17 protein-coding genes are annotated in these 16,218 nt (G+C 52.7%); 5 read left to right on the forward strand and 12 right to left on the reverse strand.

The features are described from left to right. Nucleotides 1–492 precede the first annotated feature (492 nt). Both KO497_RS06200 and KO497_RS06205 read right to left on the reverse strand, forming a co-directional pair. Nucleotides 493–1,146, reverse strand: a complete 654-nt coding sequence (locus KO497_RS06200; protein WP_215943101.1) for a peroxiredoxin — start codon at nucleotides 1,144–1,146, stop codon at nucleotides 493–495. An 86-nt stretch (nucleotides 1,147–1,232) separates the two neighbouring features. Next, a complete protein-coding gene (locus tag KO497_RS06205) occupies nucleotides 1,233–1,880 on the reverse strand; it encodes an RluA family pseudouridine synthase (protein WP_215943102.1) in 648 nt (215 codons plus the stop codon). Between the two features lie 205 nt (nucleotides 1,881–2,085). Here KO497_RS06205 and KO497_RS06210 point away from each other — a divergent pair, with 205 nt between their 5' ends. Together KO497_RS06210 and KO497_RS06215 are read left to right on the forward strand one after the other, a co-directional pair. Further along, nucleotides 2,086–2,430, forward strand: coding sequence for an STAS domain-containing protein (locus KO497_RS06210; RefSeq protein WP_215943103.1), 345 nt, complete (start codon nucleotides 2,086–2,088; stop codon nucleotides 2,428–2,430). Nucleotides 2,431–2,449: 19 nt separating this feature from the next. Next, complete coding sequence (locus tag KO497_RS06215; protein WP_215943104.1) at nucleotides 2,450–2,911, forward strand: ATP-binding protein; 462 nt, start codon at nucleotides 2,450–2,452, stop codon at nucleotides 2,909–2,911. 13 nt (nucleotides 2,912–2,924) lie between these two features. Here KO497_RS06215 and hspQ read toward each other — a convergent pair whose 3' ends face one another. Then, nucleotides 2,925–3,251, reverse strand: a complete 327-nt coding sequence (gene hspQ, locus KO497_RS06220) for a heat shock protein HspQ (protein WP_215943105.1) — start codon at nucleotides 3,249–3,251, stop codon at nucleotides 2,925–2,927. A gap of 85 nt (nucleotides 3,252–3,336) precedes the next feature. Here hspQ and KO497_RS06225 point away from each other — a divergent pair, with 85 nt between their 5' ends. Continuing rightward, the gene (locus tag KO497_RS06225; protein WP_215943106.1) at nucleotides 3,337–4,218 is read left to right on the forward strand and encodes an AEC family transporter; all 882 of its coding nucleotides are present in this window, start codon (nucleotides 3,337–3,339) and stop codon (nucleotides 4,216–4,218) included. 87 nt (nucleotides 4,219–4,305) lie between these two features. Continuing rightward, a complete protein-coding gene (locus KO497_RS06230) occupies nucleotides 4,306–4,890 on the forward strand; it encodes a lytic transglycosylase (RefSeq protein ID WP_215943107.1) in 585 nt (194 codons plus the stop codon). A gap of 49 nt (nucleotides 4,891–4,939) precedes the next feature. On the opposite strand, the gene KO497_RS06235 is transcribed toward KO497_RS06230, so the two are convergent. From KO497_RS06235 to KO497_RS06250, 4 genes are all read right to left on the reverse strand, one after another. After that, entirely contained in the window at nucleotides 4,940–5,551 is a 612-nt protein-coding gene (locus KO497_RS06235; protein ID WP_215943108.1) for a LolA family protein, read from the reverse strand. 106 nt (nucleotides 5,552–5,657) lie between these two features. Continuing rightward, nucleotides 5,658–8,606 carry a DNA translocase FtsK gene (locus KO497_RS06240; protein WP_215943109.1) on the reverse strand — a complete coding sequence of 983 codons (2,949 nt, stop codon included), beginning with the start codon at nucleotides 8,604–8,606 and terminating at the stop codon, nucleotides 5,658–5,660. 11 nt (nucleotides 8,607–8,617) lie between these two features. Next, nucleotides 8,618–9,799: an aminotransferase class I/II-fold pyridoxal phosphate-dependent enzyme gene (locus KO497_RS06245; RefSeq protein ID WP_215943283.1), complete on the reverse strand. Its 1,182-nt coding sequence runs from the start codon at nucleotides 9,797–9,799 to the stop codon at nucleotides 8,618–8,620. A gap of 129 nt (nucleotides 9,800–9,928) precedes the next feature. Beyond that, a complete protein-coding gene (locus KO497_RS06250) occupies nucleotides 9,929–11,257 on the reverse strand; it encodes an amidase (RefSeq protein WP_215943110.1) in 1,329 nt (442 codons plus the stop codon). A gap of 124 nt (nucleotides 11,258–11,381) precedes the next feature. Between KO497_RS06250 and KO497_RS06255 the strand changes: the two genes are divergently transcribed. Beyond that, nucleotides 11,382–12,605, forward strand: a complete 1,224-nt coding sequence (locus KO497_RS06255; RefSeq protein ID WP_215943111.1) for a UbiH/UbiF/VisC/COQ6 family ubiquinone biosynthesis hydroxylase — start codon at nucleotides 11,382–11,384, stop codon at nucleotides 12,603–12,605. A 21-nt stretch (nucleotides 12,606–12,626) separates the two neighbouring features. Here KO497_RS06255 and KO497_RS06260 read toward each other — a convergent pair whose 3' ends face one another. The 5 genes from KO497_RS06260 to KO497_RS06280 form a co-directional block, all read right to left on the reverse strand. Beyond that, nucleotides 12,627–12,815, reverse strand: a complete 189-nt coding sequence (locus tag KO497_RS06260) for a Trm112 family protein (protein ID WP_215943112.1) — start codon at nucleotides 12,813–12,815, stop codon at nucleotides 12,627–12,629. After that, nucleotides 12,815–13,450, reverse strand: a complete 636-nt coding sequence (locus KO497_RS06265) for an LON peptidase substrate-binding domain-containing protein (RefSeq protein ID WP_215943113.1) — start codon at nucleotides 13,448–13,450, stop codon at nucleotides 12,815–12,817. The genes KO497_RS06260 and KO497_RS06265 overlap by 1 nt, the downstream gene beginning before the upstream one ends. 26 nt (nucleotides 13,451–13,476) lie before the next feature. After that, entirely contained in the window at nucleotides 13,477–14,382 is a 906-nt protein-coding gene (locus KO497_RS06270; protein ID WP_215943114.1) for a thioredoxin family protein, read from the reverse strand. A 55-nt stretch (nucleotides 14,383–14,437) separates the two neighbouring features. Beyond that, nucleotides 14,438–15,226 (reverse strand): exodeoxyribonuclease III, encoded by a 789-nt coding sequence (locus tag KO497_RS06275; RefSeq protein WP_215943115.1) that lies wholly within the window; start codon nucleotides 15,224–15,226, stop codon nucleotides 14,438–14,440. A 178-nt stretch (nucleotides 15,227–15,404) separates the two neighbouring features. Beyond that, nucleotides 15,405–16,193: a transporter substrate-binding domain-containing protein gene (locus KO497_RS06280; RefSeq protein ID WP_215943116.1), complete on the reverse strand. Its 789-nt coding sequence runs from the start codon at nucleotides 16,191–16,193 to the stop codon at nucleotides 15,405–15,407. Between the last annotated feature and the right edge of the window lie 25 nt (nucleotides 16,194–16,218).

Raw genomic sequence — 16,218 nt, forward strand, 5'->3', positions numbered from 1 at the left:
AAAGCCCCGCGATTTTCGTGGGGCTTTTGACGTAGTAAAAATGAACTGGGACGGCCGTTTCACAAATGCTGCTGCGGTGCCATCGTTACGGTTTTCGATCACATGCGACAGTGCGCGTCTGCCCCCCAAAAAAAGGCATACGCAAATCTTCAATCAAGCCAATAGCGCGGGAACGTTAAGAGGAAGCTGAAAGCTTAACGGCACCATTCAACAAAAGCGCAGGCGCGCTCAATGCCTCCGTATCCAAGCTGCCGGCAGAAGACCCAGAACCGATAATGTTTAAAGGATCGCCCCCGAACCAGGCAACGATCTGCACCAAATCGGACAATTCGGCAACTTTGCGTCCAGACCAAAGAGCACAACCGCCCTGCTCAACGCGTTGAATCGAAAAATGTGGTCATGTTTCTTAAGGTTGCGCGCCCTGCTTCCCACGTAAAATGCGAAAAGCAGGGCGAAGAGACGACGTGTCAGAGGTCTGCCAGCCCTCAATTTTTACTTGGGATCTTTGGCCATACGCAGATAAGGCAGCTTGATATCAAGCGCGCCAAATTTGGCCTCTGCTGCGTCATTATCAAGCGACAAAGCCACAACAACGTCTTGGCCAGTCACCCAGTTCGCAGGTGTCGCAAGAGGCGCGCCATATGTTTTTTGCAAGGCATCCAGAGCTCGCAAAATCTCGGCAAAGTTACGGCCTACAGACATAGGGTAAGTCATCATCAACTGGACTTTTTTGTCAGGCGAAATGATGAAAACAGAGCGCACAGTGGCACTGTCGGCAGGGGTGCGGCCATCGGGCATGTACGCGTCTTCTGGCAGCATATCAAAGGCTTTGGACACGGCCAAATCGCTGTCTGCGATGATCGGAAAATCAGCCGTTGTACCCGCAAAAGACTCGATGTCCTTTTTCCAGCCCTTGTGCTCTTCAACACCATCCACAGAAACGCCGATCACTTTGGTGCCACGTGCAGCCCATTCATCCGCCAACTGCGCCACTGCGCCAAATTCGGTGGTGCATACAGGCGTAAAATCTTTTGGGTGAGAAAACAAAATAGCCCAAGAATCGCCAATCCAATCGTGGAACGTAATCGTTCCTTTGTCTGTTTCAGCCGTAAAGTTCGGTACAATCGTATTAATGCGAAGACTCATCAGTCCACTCCCTTTGATTATCTATAGATTAAGATAAGCAATCGGACGGCCAATTACACCCCCCATCTCATGTGACTTAAAGGGGATTAAAACGGACACTTCGCGGTGTAACTTACGCCAGCCCCACCATCAGGGTGACGGAATTTCAGGTTCTCGGAATGCAACATCAAACGCGGCGCATCACGCGCGTCGCCCGTGGCATACAGCGGATCGCCAATTATCGGATGTCCCAAAAACAGCATATGCACCCGCAGCTGATGCGACCGCCCGGTGTGCGGATATAACCGCACCCGCGTGCCTGTCTCGTCGTAGCGTTGCACCCGCCAATCGGTCTGCGCCGCGCGCCCGGTGTCATGGCAAATTTTTTGCAAAGGACGGTTTTCCCAATCCACGATAATCGGCTGATCGACAGTGCCCGTTTTCGGTTCCAGCTTGCCAAAGATACGCGCCACATAGGTTTTCTTCGTGCGCCGTTTTTCAAACTGCTGCCCGATGTGTTTTTGTGCATGGGGCGTCAAGGCAAAAACCATCACACCGCTGGTATCGCGGTCAAGACGGTGTATCAGCAAGGCTTCAGGAAAAGCACCCAAAATGCGCGCCATCAAACAATCTGACAGATGCTCGCCCTTACCCGGAACCGACAAAAGCCCAGCAGGTTTGTTTACAATCAAAATTTGATGATCTGCGTGGATCACATCCAGCGGGACTTGCGGGGGATTATATGTATCGCTCATGTGCAGCCGAATATCATGTTCGCCACGCGTTGACCAATAGCTCTTTGCCCATGCACCATAGTCCAATTGTCCAAAGGGAAGATTAAATGAATGGATAAATTTATATCTAAAGCCGTGACAATTTTGGATAGGTTTTGGAGCGCCGCAAACGCCTTGGTAAGACATTTTTCTTAGGATCAGATTGAATTCGATCAAAAGGTGTCAAATGAAATTGAATCACAAAGACTTCGATAACGCGCGTTTGGTAACAATCTGCGAAAACAGAATTGATGCAGTTTGCGCCATCCAGTTTAAAGATGAAATGCGCACACTCACAGACGCTGGGCCAAGCCGTGTTGTGCTTGATATGTCCCAAGTTGAATTTCTAGACAGTTCAGGGCTGGGCGCCGTAGTTGCTGCGCTCAAGGCCAAGAAAGCAGAGCAAACACTTGAACTTGCCTCTTTGCAGCCTGCTGTCCAAAAGGTGTTCCACCTGACACGCATGGACACTGTTTTCGCAATTCACGACGATGCCACCTCGGCGATGGCGAGCATTGCCGATGCGTCCTGAAAAAATTTCGGACGTTTGCATGAGCAGCGATAGAAACTATCATGGGAAAAATGGCGTCCTGCGCTTGGTCATTCCCGCAAATGATCGATCTGTGCGGCGCGGCCTCATGACTATTAAATCCGGCATGTCCAATCTTAGCCTATCACAAGATGACTGGAGCACGGTTGAACTCGTCATCGCGGAAGTGCTTAACAATATTGTTGAACATGCCTACGCCAACAGTGACACTGGACTGATTGAGGCGCATTTGGATTACTCACAAGATACGCTGCATTGCAAAGTCATCGATACGGGGCGCTCGATGCCAAACGGCAAGCTTCCTAAAGGCGCGCCCAAAGACGTGACATGCGACATCTCGGATTTACCAGAAGGTGGGTTTGGTTGGTTCTTCATCCATCACCTGACACGCGACCTGCATTACGCACGCCATGCAAACCAAAACACACTGTCCTTCAGACTCCCATTTGAAAGTGAGCATTAGCCCACTCCCAATCTCAGTTCATCTGAAAATGAAGCGGGTATGTGCCATCTTCAAACGGTCCAAAAAGATCCGAAAGATCTGGGTGCTCCACAGGAACGCCAGAATAATCAGCAATCAAATTTTGCTCTGAAACATAGGCGACATAGTAACTTTGATCATTCTCAGCCAATAAATGATAAAATGGCTGATCTTTTTTAGGTCGGCTTTGTTCGGGAATGGCGTCATACCACTCTTCGGTATTGGCAAAAATGGCATCCACGTCAAAAACCACGCCACGAAAGGGATGCTTTCGATGACGAACAACCTGTCCTAAATGATATTTGGCGCGTGTTTTCAACATAACATTGCAACCCCCGTTGCACGTTATTAGACTTTTCCGGCTGGCAGTGTCCACGGGGGGCGGCCGATTAATCAGGAAACAGTCTGTGAACTTAATTCTAACAGTCCTAGAAATTGTGTCGCCAGTCTTTCTTTTGGCCGCGATAGGCTTCATTTGGGTCAAAACCGGTCACGAGTACCGTATTGAATTCGTGACCAAGCTGGCCATGACTTTGTCAGTTCCCGCTTTGATCTTTACAGCATTGGTCAAAGCCGAAATCGACCCCACAGCATTAACCAAATTATCCTTGGCCTCAATCGCCGCTTACGGAGCTGTGACGGTGATTATGTATCTTGCTGTGAAAATTCTCAAACTGGAAACCCGTACCTTTCTAAACCCTTTGATTTTCGGCAATGTCGGCAACCTCGGTCTGCCCTTGGCCTATTTCGCATTCGGCGACGAAGGCCTCAGCTATGCCATCATCATTTTTGCGGTCATGGCGATTTGGTCTTTCACCTTCGGTGTCTACATCACGGCTGGTGGCGGCTCTATCGGCAAGGCCTTAAAGGAACCCCTTGTGGGGGCGACACTCTTAGGGTCTGTGTTCTTATGGCAAGGCTGGACAATCCCTACATTTATGATGAACACCTTGGAATTATTGGGACAAATCGCGATCCCAACCATGCTGATCACGCTCGGTGTCGCCGTGGCGCGCCTCGAGCCGCGCGGCCTAGGAAAGGCCGCCATGTTGTCGGTGTTCAAAGCCTTGATTTGCACAGGCATCGCTGTTGTTCTTGGCAAATGGTTTGGCTTATCCTCGGTGCCTTATGCAGTTTTGATTCTACAAATCACGACACCCGTTGCTGTCACGTCCTATCTGCTCGCTGAAAAATACGGAGCTAAGTCCGAAGACGTTGCCGGACTTGTTGTCGCCTCGACCCTGTTGTCGGTGTTGTATTTGCCGCTTTTGCTGGCTTTTGTTGTTTGATCAAGAAACGGCTCACTCACAAGAAAGCCATTTTACGGTGAGACAAAAACGCGGTATACTTGGAAAAAATAACACATGAGAGCAGTTATGAGAAAAGGTCTTCGTGCGATGGCACTGTTGGTGCTGGTTGCCGCTTGTGGCAGCGGCAATTTTTCGGCACCACGCAATCTCGATAACGCCTGTTCAATCGTGAACCAGCGCCCTGCGTACTTGAGGGCGATGAAAGCCTCTGAGCGCAAATGGGGCGTGCCGGTGAACGTACAGATGGCGGTATTGTACCAAGAAAGTAAATTCATCGGCAACGCACGTACCCCATATCGGTTCGTTCTGGGGGTAATTCCCATGGGGCGTCAAAGCTCTGCCTATGGATATGCCCAAGCCCTTGATGCAACATGGGATGAGTACCGTGAAGATCAGCGCCGCTTTGGTGCGAAACGCGACAGGATCAACGACGCCACAGATTTCATGGGCTGGTATATGGCGAAATCCACCGATGTTCTTGGGATCGCAAAAACCGATGCGCGGTCACAATACTTGGCCTATCATGAGGGGCGCACCGGTTATGCGCGCGGCAGTTACAATTCGAAACCATGGCTATTGCGCGTTGCATCGGAAGCAAGCGTGCGGTCCAACAGCTATTATGCTCAGTTGAAATCTTGCAATAAAATTTGATACGCTTTGCCTCATGCTCACTGTGGGCGTGAGGCAAAACACGCTTTAACTATTCGATCGGTGTGCCCCTGCGACGCGCTTCCGCTCTGATGTTGAATTCGGCATCTCGCACTGTTCCTCCCAGACGCATTTTGGTCAGTTGAACCGTGGTCGATCCGCCACCTTCATCATGAATGACCCAAGCCTTCAAGACAGGCGTATCACCGAAAATCAAATCGATAGACCCGTATTCTGGATGCTCAGGATCTTGGGCACGCACAACGGTGTCACCATTTTGTTCCGTGTGAGAAACCACCATTTTCGCCCGAGACAAGTCAACATTGTTTGCCAAAATCAAAGACAAGGGCGTTTGAGACATGGGAAACCGTTGAGGTGGCTCGTTTGAGCCGGGATCAAACACGCCCACCTGCCCGCCCGAACCAAGCACCAATGGGTCATTCTCGCCACCATAAGACAGGCGCATCCGACCGGGGCGCTTAAGCGTCAACACGCCACGGGCAGAAGACCCATCATCGTTCTTTTGAACGAAATCGGCCTGAACAGTGCCAAGCGAATTGAGATAAGTAGACAGCTCATTCAGCGACAGCTTTTCAGCCGCCGCGGGAAGGGCGAAACAAATAGACGCGATAACGGGCGCAAATGCGAAACGAAGTGTTTTCATACGCTCAATATAAGCCGCTTTGCGTGTCAGAACATCCCAGAATTGATCACATAAACAGGAAGGTCGCGTGATGAGCAAAGACCTGCACATCACGCGACAAGATGTTTTACCGTTCAGGCACCAAAATTTCGCGTTTGCCCACATGGTTGGCCGCGGACACCACGCCTTCGTCTTCCATTTGCTCAACAAGGCGCGCGGCTTTGTTATAGCCAATCGCTAACTTACGTTGGATGTAGGAAGTCGAGCACTTGCGATCTTTGATGACGATGGCCACAGCCGTGTCGTAAAGAGCATTTTCTGTATCGGAATTCCCGCCTGAGGACAGGCCCAGAACAGCATCGATGCTGCTTTCTTTGTCAGACGGCGGACCTTCTACCACCCCCCCGATATAAGACGGCGGACCATAAGATTTGAGGTAGGATACGATTTTTTCGACTTCTTCATCAGAACAAAACGGCCCATGTACGCGGGTGATTTTCGACCCGCCCGCCATGTAAAGCATATCACCCATGCCCAAGAGTTGTTCAGCACCCTGTTCGCCCAAGATTGTGCGACTGTCGATTTTCGAGCTGACTTGGAACGAAATCCGTGTCGGGAAGTTGGCTTTTATCGTACCGGTGATCACGTCAACAGACGGACGTTGCGTCGCCATGATGATGTGAATGCCCGAAGCCCGCGCCATCTGCGCAAGCCGTTGAATACAGGCTTCGATCTCTTTACCAGCCACCATCATCAAATCGGCCATCTCGTCGACGATCACAACAATGTAGGGGATGGTTTCGGGCTTGAACTCTTCTGTCTCGAAAATCGGATCGCCGGTTTCTTCGTCAAATCCAGTCTGCACAGTGCGCGAGAACATTTCGCCTTTGGCCAGCGCTTCTTTCACACGACCATTATAGCCATCGATGTTACGCACGCCCATTTTGGACATCTTGCGGTAACGATCTTCCATCTCTGCCACGGTCCATTTCAACGCCACAACAGCCTTTTTCGGATCGGTGACAACAGGCGACAACAGGTGCGGGATGCCATCGTAAACAGACAGCTCAAGCATTTTGGGATCGATCATGATCATCCGGCATTCATCCGGCGTCAGCTTGTACAAAAGCGACAAGATCATGGTATTGATCGCCACAGATTTACCCGAACCGGTGGTACCAGCGATCAGCAAGTGAGGCATTTTGGCAAGGTTGGCCACGATGGGATCACCGCCAATGTCCTTGCCCAAAGCCAACGGCAGCTTCATATTACTGTCGCCAAAATCACGCGCTGACAGGATTTCACGCAAGACAACTTTCTCGCGGTTTTCATTCGGCAGCTCGATCCCGATCACAGTGCGACCCGGCACAGTGGACACACGCGCAGAAAGCGCAGACATGGAACGCGCAATATCATCGGCCAGACCAATGACGCGTGAGGCCTTCAAACCGGGCGCAGGTTCAAGTTCATACATGGTCACAACTGGGCCCGGACGCACAGAAACGATTTCGCCTTTGACGCCGTAATCATCCAGCACGTTTTCCAACATGCGCGCATTTTCTTCCAAAGCCTCATCGGACAACGTAAACCGCTCAACGGTATCGGCACTCTCCAACAAAGATAAAGGTGGGCGCTGGTAAACGGCTTCTTCAAACTTGAATATCAACGCGGGCTGCGCCTCGGCTTGGGCTTGTTTTGACTTCACCGCAGGTTTACGAACTGGATGCTGCACAACGCGTTTTGGCTCTGGTGCAGTTACAGCAGGCTCGTAACGTGCTGCATTTGGCGCGACATATTCGGGCGTATCCAGTGCGATGTCATCGTCATAATCCACCGGTACGTAACCCGTGGGGGCTGCAGAATAACCCTCGGTATAATTATCATCTGCATAGGCCAGCGTTTCATCGCTGTAAGTCGCCGGATCATCAAACCTTGCTTCAGTCTCTGCCGCGACAGAGGGCGCAGGTTGAGAGAAGATCATCGGTTTCGGGCCTTTTTTATACTTCGCCACGGCCGCTTGTGCAGCAGACAACGGCGGCTCGACACGACCACCTGTCGTCGAAATCGCCCGTGAGCCGGCCCGCACCCGCGCATTCACCACGTTTGAAATTTTGCTGCGAATGCGATCATCAAATCCGCCACCCACATCCGGCTCTGGTGCCAATTCTGGCTCAACCAGCTCAGGCTGCAACGAAACATCTGGAGTACGCTTCAACAAGGTAGGCATTTTGGAAAACAGGCCAGATTTTTCTGCGTATTCTGTCGGCTCTGGCTGTTCCAACACATCGTCTTGATGCGATTCAGCGCGCACGACACGCGGGGCAACGGCCTGTTCAGCCTCAAACAGGGCTTGGTTTTCCGCCAAAATACGCTGCTTTTCCGCACGGCGCTCACTGGCTGTCACCACAATACGTTGACCTGTTGCGACAGAACCGCGTGCGGCTTTACCAGTTGCGTGCAAAATCAAAGAATACAGTCCGATCAACCCGTAAAGCATAAAGCGACCTAAAGTGCGCAACTCTTGACGTGTAAACCCAAACACAAACAACGTCATGGCTACAGCGGCAAAGAATGCCACGAAAGCCAATGTTTTCAATGCCAAAGCGGGTGTGAGCGGCAGCATCTGGATCAAAGCCGACAAAACAGTATCACCAAATAGACCGCCATGACTTTGCACGCCAACGCTGGCATAGGTTGACGCATAAACAGCAATCAAGGCAATCGAGATCGGCGCAAACACCACGCGTGACAAAGACCGCTCTGCCCCACGGTGGGTAACAAAGCGTATTCCCCAAACGGCAAACACGGCTGAAATACCCCAAGACGCCGTGCCAACAATGATCATCAAGGGCGAAGCAATTGACGCGCCCATGCGTCCAAAGACATTGTTTACTGGCGCATCGGTGGCCGACAACCAGCTTGGGTCCTCAGGCAAATACGATCCTAACATCAACGCCATAATCACAGCGCCAAGCAACAGCCCGATCCCCACCAGTTCTCGCCCTCTGCGTTCTAAAATCGCTTGGGTGTTTTTGTCAAAAAGTGGGTCGCGACCACGTGCCTGATAGGATGCCATTTTCGCCTCTTTCAACCGTACAAACAGTCACGAAGCGTTGTAAGCCCGTGCTGTGTCTCTGCTTTTGGGGCCACCAAAGCGACCCGAATATAGTTTTTGCCAGGGTTGTGCCCCTGAACGTCTCGTGACCAATAAGCGCCCGGAACAACCCGCACGCCCGTTTCAGTCCATAGTTTCAATGCGGCCTTTTCGCCGTCTTCCACAGGAAGCCATAAAAAGAAACCAGCCTGCGGCGCGCCTGCTCCATCAATGCCAGAAAAGATTTCATCGGCTAGGTCTAGTTTTTCAACATAAAGCGCGCGCGATGCGGCCACATGGGCTTCATCAGCCCAAGCCCGTGCAGATACCGCTTGAATGGGCAACGGCAATGGCGCCCCGGAATAAGCCCGCAGTTGTTTGATCTGTTCGATATTTTTCGGGCCAGAGGCCACAAAGCCAGAGCGCAATCCTGGTAGGTTAGAGCGTTTTGACAAGGAATGGAAAATCACCACACGTTCAGGATCAGCGCCGAAATCTTGTGCCGCCTCTAACGCGCCCACTGGGGCCGCGCCGCGATAGATCTCGGAATAGCATTCGTCGGCAAAAATCGTGAAATCGTGTTTTTCTGCCAGAGCAATCAAATCACACAAATAGTCACGCGGCGCCACGGCGCCTTGGGGGTTCGACGGGCTGCAAATATAGACCACGGTCGTCCGGTCCAAAATCTCGTCAGGCAAGCTAGCGTAATCTGGCAAAAACCCCGTTTCTGCTGTCGCTGGCACAAAAATGGGTTCCGCGCTGACCGTCGCTGCGGCCACGGCGTAAACTTGGTAGAACGGATTGGGGATCAAAACGACTGGTTTTTTGCCGCGCTTGGTTTCAGGCGAGAGCGCAATACAGGCATTCATCAGGCCTTCGCGTGTGCCGTTAAGCGTCATAATTTGAGTGGCCGGATCAACCACCACATCAAAGCGACGTTTGACCCAACCAGCGATTGCGTCAAGCAATTCTGGCGTACCATGATTGGCGGGATATTTGGAAAACAGATCAACAGCTTGCATCATAACATCCCCGACAAAATCGGGCATCGCATGGCGGGGTTCGCCGATGGTCATATGTATGATCTCACCGCCTGGCGCATGCGCATCGAGAAGGGTTCTCAAACGCGGAAACGCATATTCAGGCAGGTTCGAAAACCGCTCAGGAAACGTCATGATTACTGCTACTGCCTCGTCTTTACGGATCATTTTGCCCGCTTGTTTGAAGCTACGTTACCGCGTTCAAGTCAAACGGTCCAGAAAAAGACGCGCCTTTTCAATGCCAGTCGTGCGGACCTGTGACTTTTAGGCCAAGGCGCGCTCTACCGCTGCCCCCAAACGCAAAAGCGCGTGCTCGGTATTTGGCGGGGTTTGAAGCAAAAGCCCAGTGGACGGCACACCTGTCGGCAGCGTCAATCCCGTCAGCCCCATCAAATTGCCAATGCGCGTATTGCGCAGCGCCAAAAGGTTTTCGGTCACATAATAGTCGTTGTCGGTCAAAAGCCGGTCCATATTGGGCGGCAAAATCGGGGCCGTGGGCAAGATCACCGCATCGTAGCCAGCTGTGGCGGCCAAATACTCTGCACGATACATCTGCAATTTGCGCCAAGCATCGACATAATCCGCCGCCATAACAGTGCCGCCCGCGCGGAAGCGCTCTAAAATCGGCGGGAACATCACATCTGGATTGGCCTCGATCACATCGCGCCATGTGCCATAAGCTTCTGCGGGAAATAAAATACCCGACAGCGCCATTGCTTGCTCGACCACATCCACCGCGCCACGTTCAATAATAGCACCAGCATCTTTCAACCGCAGCACTGCGCGCTCGAATCCCGCCAAAGGGGCCTCGCGAATGTCATCAAAAGCAACAGTTTCCAACATCAGAAGACGCTTGCCTTTAAGCGACGCATCACGCAGATTCGGCGCTGGCGTGCCATCTAAAATCGCAAAGACCTCGGCCGCGTCCTCAACCGTTTTGACCAAAGGTCCAACGGTATCAAACGACTCAGCCAGTGGCACCACACCTGTCAATGGCAAGCGGTTCGAAGTGGTTTTCAACCCCACCAAATCATTCCACGCCGCAGGGATGCGCACCGATCCACCGGTGTCTGTGCCGATAGCCCCGGGGGCCAATTCAAACGCGACAGATCCCGCAGCGCCTGACGATGAGCCGCCAGACACGGCGGCAAGATCATTCACACAAGGCGTTGTTTCTGTTACCGGATTGAGGCCCAAACCTGAAAATGCCAATTCACTCATATGGGTTTTGCCCAAACACACAAGGCCACTTGCTGTGGCGCGGCGCACCACTTCGGCGTCATCAGTTGGCACGCGTCCTTCAAGCAGGCCTGATCCAGCTTCTGTTGCTGTACCCGATGTGTCGAACAGGTCTTTCCAAGACACAGGCACCCCATCCAAAAGCCCGCGCCGCGTACCAGACTTGGCACGCTTACTGGCGGCTGCTGCCTCGCTCAGCGCACGCTCACGCGTGATGCGGGCATATATACGTGCCCCATTAGGATGCGCCTCGGCGGCGTCCAGATATTGCGCCGTGATGTCGAGCGGATCCAGCGCCCCCGCCCCGACATGACGGCCCAAATCGCACATGGATTTTTTGAAAATATTGGACATGGGTCGCCTCTTTGTCGTCAGTTTGGTGTCAAGATAACGTCGAATAACAATTCGTATTATTTTGCCCCAAGCTAGCGGCACAAACACGCATGGACAATCCCGCATTGCGCGCCATATTGACGGCATGACAGATTCAAATGACATCCTGATTGTGGGCGGTGGGCTCAATGGCCCGGCTTTGGCTTTGGCCCTTGCAAACGCTGGCTTAAACGTGACTATCATTGACCGTCTCAGCGCCTCTGCTTTGGCGGATGACGGCTTTGACGGACGCGGCTATGCGCTGTCGGTATCGTCGCAAAGGTTACTGAAAGCTTTGGGCGTTTGGGACATAGTGTACGACAATGCCCAACCCATTTTGGACGTCAAAGTCACAGACGGCAAATCGGGCGACGGCCCTGCGCCGTTCGTGTTGGAATTTGACCACGCTGAAACCGATGACGGACCTGTCGGGTTTATGGTCGAGGATCGTTTTTTGCGCCGCGCGTTGCTAAACGCATTGACCAAACATCCGCGCATCACGCAAGTGACAGGCTCAGTGGCCGCGCAAACTGTGGACGCTTTGGGCGCGCATCTGACATTGGAGGATGGGACAACGCTGTCGGGCGCCTTGATTGCGGGCTGCGATGGGCGCACCTCGGGCACGGCCAAGCGTGCTGGCATCGCGCGCACCGGCTGGGGCTATGATCAGACAGCTTTGGTCTGCGCTATTGCGCATGAGTTGCCCCACGAGGGCTGCGCACATCAATATTTCATGCCCGCTGGCCCCTTGGCCATTTTGCCTTTGCCAGACAACAAAAGCTCGATCGTTTGGACCGAAAAAACCAGCGTCGCAGCCGATATAAACGCGCTGTCAGATGCAGATTATCTGGACGTGTTACGCCCGCGTTTTGGCGATTTTCTGGGCGAAATTTCTTTGGCGGGCAAGCGATTTACCTATCCGTTAAACTTAACCTTGGCCAATGCCTTTGCATCTGATCGCGTGGCTTTGGTTGGTGACGCCGCCCACGGGATGCACCCGATTGCAGGGCAAGGTTTGAATGCAGGTTTCAAGGATGTGGGCGCGCTGGCCGAAGTCTTGGTGAATGCGCATCGGCGCGGCGAAGACATCGGGCGCATCAATGTATTAAGCCGTTACCAGCAGTGGCGCCGCTTTGATGTCACCACGCAGGCGGCGATGACAGACGGGTTCAACAAGTTGTTTTCAAACGACAACCCGTTGCTGCGTTTAGGACGTGATCTGGGCATGGGTGTGGTAAACGCCCTGCCATCCTTGCGCCGTGCAGCCATGCGCGAGGCGGCGGGCGTCAGTGGCGATTTACCCAAACTGATGCAGGGCAAACCGCTTTAGCACAAGCTGCCTGAGTTAAGATCAGTCGTCCAAACGCCGCGCTTCGTCCATCAGCATAATCGGAATACCGTTGCGGATGGGATAGGCCAGACCTGCCGTTTTCGACACCAGTTCTTGCGCCTCGGCATCATAGATCAAAATACCGCGTGTATGCGGGCACACCAAGGCTTCAAGCATTCTGCGATCAAAATGAATTTCATCAGGTGTCATTACATCATGTCCTCGTTGGTGCCGCCACGTAGGGCAAATTCCATAAGTGTGACGAGCGTTTCTCGGCGTGTCGACAAAGACGGTGCTTCGAGCAGGGCTTGCTTGTCTTCCGCATCGAACGGGCAAAGCATCGAAATGGAGTTGATCAAAACCTCGTCAGAGGCCCCAGCCAACCCGTCCCAATCGACATTGAACTCTTCCTCAGCAAAATACCGCCGCAACAGTGTCAGCATCGCTTTGCGATCCATCCCCTTATCGTGTTCCGCCCCGCCAAGGTCTCGTTCAAAACCGGACCAGTCAACAGTCGCGCGCCGATAGGGTACGAATCCGTCAATTTCATCGCCGATACGACAGCGCGAAATACCAGTCAACGTGATCATATAACGCCCGTCATCGGTCTCGTTAAAGCCCGTCAAACGTCCTGCGCAGCCAATGGCATTCAGACGATCGCCCGCCGCCCCACCGCGTGGTTGCGCCATAACGATCAGGCGTTCGGGGGTTTTCATGCAATCCTCGACCATTTGCAAATAACGGGGCTCAAAAATGTGCAAAGGCAAAGGCGTGCGCGGCAACAAAAGCGCACCAGGCAAAGGAAAGACGGGCAGCGTCAAAGGCAGATCATTTGAATTTTTCATAGCCATGACTTAGCCCGCCAGTCCCATCAGACAAATATCATGGACGACAATTTGCGCCGGCCGTTCAAAACAATCGGATCGTTGGCTTTTAAACTATCGAAAATCTTGAACAATTGTTCTTTGACTGCACCCTCGTTCCAATCGCGATCTTGTTTGAACGCTGCCAAAAGCGCGTCTACGGCATCTTCGACTTGGCCGTTTGCGTGCAAGGCAGTCGCCAAATCAAGTCGCGCTTGCATATTAGCGGGATCAGCCGCGACAGCTGCGGTCAGATCGGCAACTGGACCTGCGTTTTCGGCTTCGCGAGCCAGTGCTATTTGCGCGAAAACGGCCTCGATCATTGGGTTTTCGGAAATCTCAGCAGGCATACCGTTCAAGACCGCTTCGGCCTCGTCCAATGCGCCTTGCGCGATACGACATTTAGCAAGACCTGCGAAAGCACCAACGTTTTTAGAGTCTTCTTCCAAGATCGCCGCATAGGTTTCCGCCGCATCGTCAATATCGCCTGCCTCAAACATCTCATCGGCCGCCTCGACCGCCGCGTCCAAGCCACCGTCATCACCGAGGTCCAGCAGTTTGGCGACAAAAGCATCGATTTCGGATTGCGGCAGTGCGCCTTGAAAGCCATCGATCGGCTCGCCTTGCCAAAAGGCAAAAACAGTCGGGATTGATTGAACCCGCATTTGCCCTGCAAGCATTTGGTTTTTGTCGACATCGATTTTGGCCATGCGCACTTTGCCATCGGCGGCGTTGACTGCCGCTTCCAAAGCAGGCCCAAGCGTTTTGCATGGGCCACACCAAGGCGCCCAAAAGTCGATGATCACAGGGACCGTTTTCGACATCTCTACGACTTCAGCCATAAAGGTGTCTTCGTTTACGTCAATAATATGCGCACCCGCAGTGGGGGTTTTGGGTGTCCCGAGTTCAATCATCTGGGTCTCTCCTGTAACTTTGCTTGTGCCTTATATGCGCCGGTTGGCAGCAGAATTAAAGGTCGAAGGTGGCAAACACTGGCGCATGGTCAGACGGCTGGACCCATCCACGGGCGTCGCGCAGAACACGGCTGGAATGTGCAGCGTTTGAAATATCGGATGTGCCCCAAATGTGATCCAAACGACGGCCCTTATCTGCGGCGTCCCAATCTTTGGCGCGATATGACCACCAGCTGTACAAAAGCCCTTCGGGGATGTCTTGGCGGGTGATGTCAACAAAACCGCCTGCCTCTTGTGTCTGGGCCAGATGTTCGATTTCGATTTCTGTATGCGAGACGATTTTGCGCATCTTTTTGTGGTCCCACACATCGTCTTCGCGCGGCGCGATGTTCAAATCGCCCACAAGGATCGATTTCTCAAGTTTTGCCGCATGAAAGGCGTCGCGCATTTCAGTAAGGTAATCGAGCTTTTGACCAAATTTTTCATTGATCTCGCGGTCGGGTTTGTCACCGCCAGCGGGCACATAAAAGTTGTGAATGGTCACACCGTTTTCCAGCTTGCCCGCAACGTGGCGCGCATGGCCCAAGCTGGCGTAATCTTCGCCTCCCGCATCCGCAATCGGCAGTTTTGACAAGATCGCAACGCCGTTATAGCCCTTTTGTCCGCGCGCAACCATGTGGGTGTAGCCCAGCGCATGAAAGCCCTCGAGCGGGATTTTATCGACGGGGGATTTACACTCTTGCAGACACAACACATCGGGGGCTTGCTCGGACAAAAGTTTTTCAACAAGCGGTGCGCGCAGGCGGACTGAATTGATGTTCCAAGTGGCAAGTGTGAATGACATGTGTAAGTCCCTGCGATTTGGCCAAGACGGCCTTTACGTTTGGTCGTCAGGTTAATCGGCCTTTGCCGCCAGCGCCACCCAGAACTGGATCAATTGAAGACGATTGCCACACGCCCGAAACCAACATGCAAAAAGGCCCCGACATGCGAGGCCTTTTCAAATCAAAAAATACTACGTCTTAGAATGTTGGCAGTGGGGGCAATGGCTGACCGAACCACTCTTGGGAAATCACGTCCAATTCGCCGCCCAGTTTTTTGTGCAAGATAAAGACGTTGACCCATTGCAGCAGATCAAAGTCGCCTTTTTTCACACCAATGAACGCAGGGCTTTCTTTCAGGATGATCTTGGTGGCGATGCTGATTTCGGGGTGATCAACAGTCAACTGCGCCGCAGCTGTGTTGCCTGTGACCAACACGTCGATTTGACCAGACGTATAGGCAGACAGAGTGGCCGCATCATCGCCGAAACGCACGATTTTGGCATCCTCTGGCGCGATTTTGGACAGTTCTAGGTCTTCCAAGTTGCCGCCGGTCACGCCGATGGTCAGCCCAGACAGATCAGCGGCAGAGCTAATCATTGTGTCGTCAGATGCAAAGACACCAGAATAGAAAGGCGCGTAGGCAGCAGAGAACCAGATGGATTTCGCACGCTCAGGGTTGGCCCCCAATGACGAGATCACCAAATCAACGCGCTCTGTTTCAAGAAAAGGAATACGCTGTTTGGACACAACCGGCACGATTTCAAGCTCTACGCCAAGATTTTCGGCCAAAAGTTTCGCAACATCAACGTCATAGCCAACATGTTCGCCTTCAACACCAAGCGACCCGAAAGGCGCAAAGCTTTCTGGCACAGCGATTTTGATCACGCCTTCAGACAAAATATCGGACAGGTCCGCGTGGGCGGGGGCCGAAAATGGCAAGGCCAGCGCTGCGGCTGCGATCAGGGATTTTACTTTAATATTCAACATTGGGGTCTCCTTGAGGTGAATAAAA

The organism is Pacificibacter marinus, assembly GCF_018860665.1.
In the GTDB taxonomy this organism is placed as follows: domain Bacteria; phylum Pseudomonadota; class Alphaproteobacteria; order Rhodobacterales; family Rhodobacteraceae; genus Celeribacter; species Celeribacter marinus_A.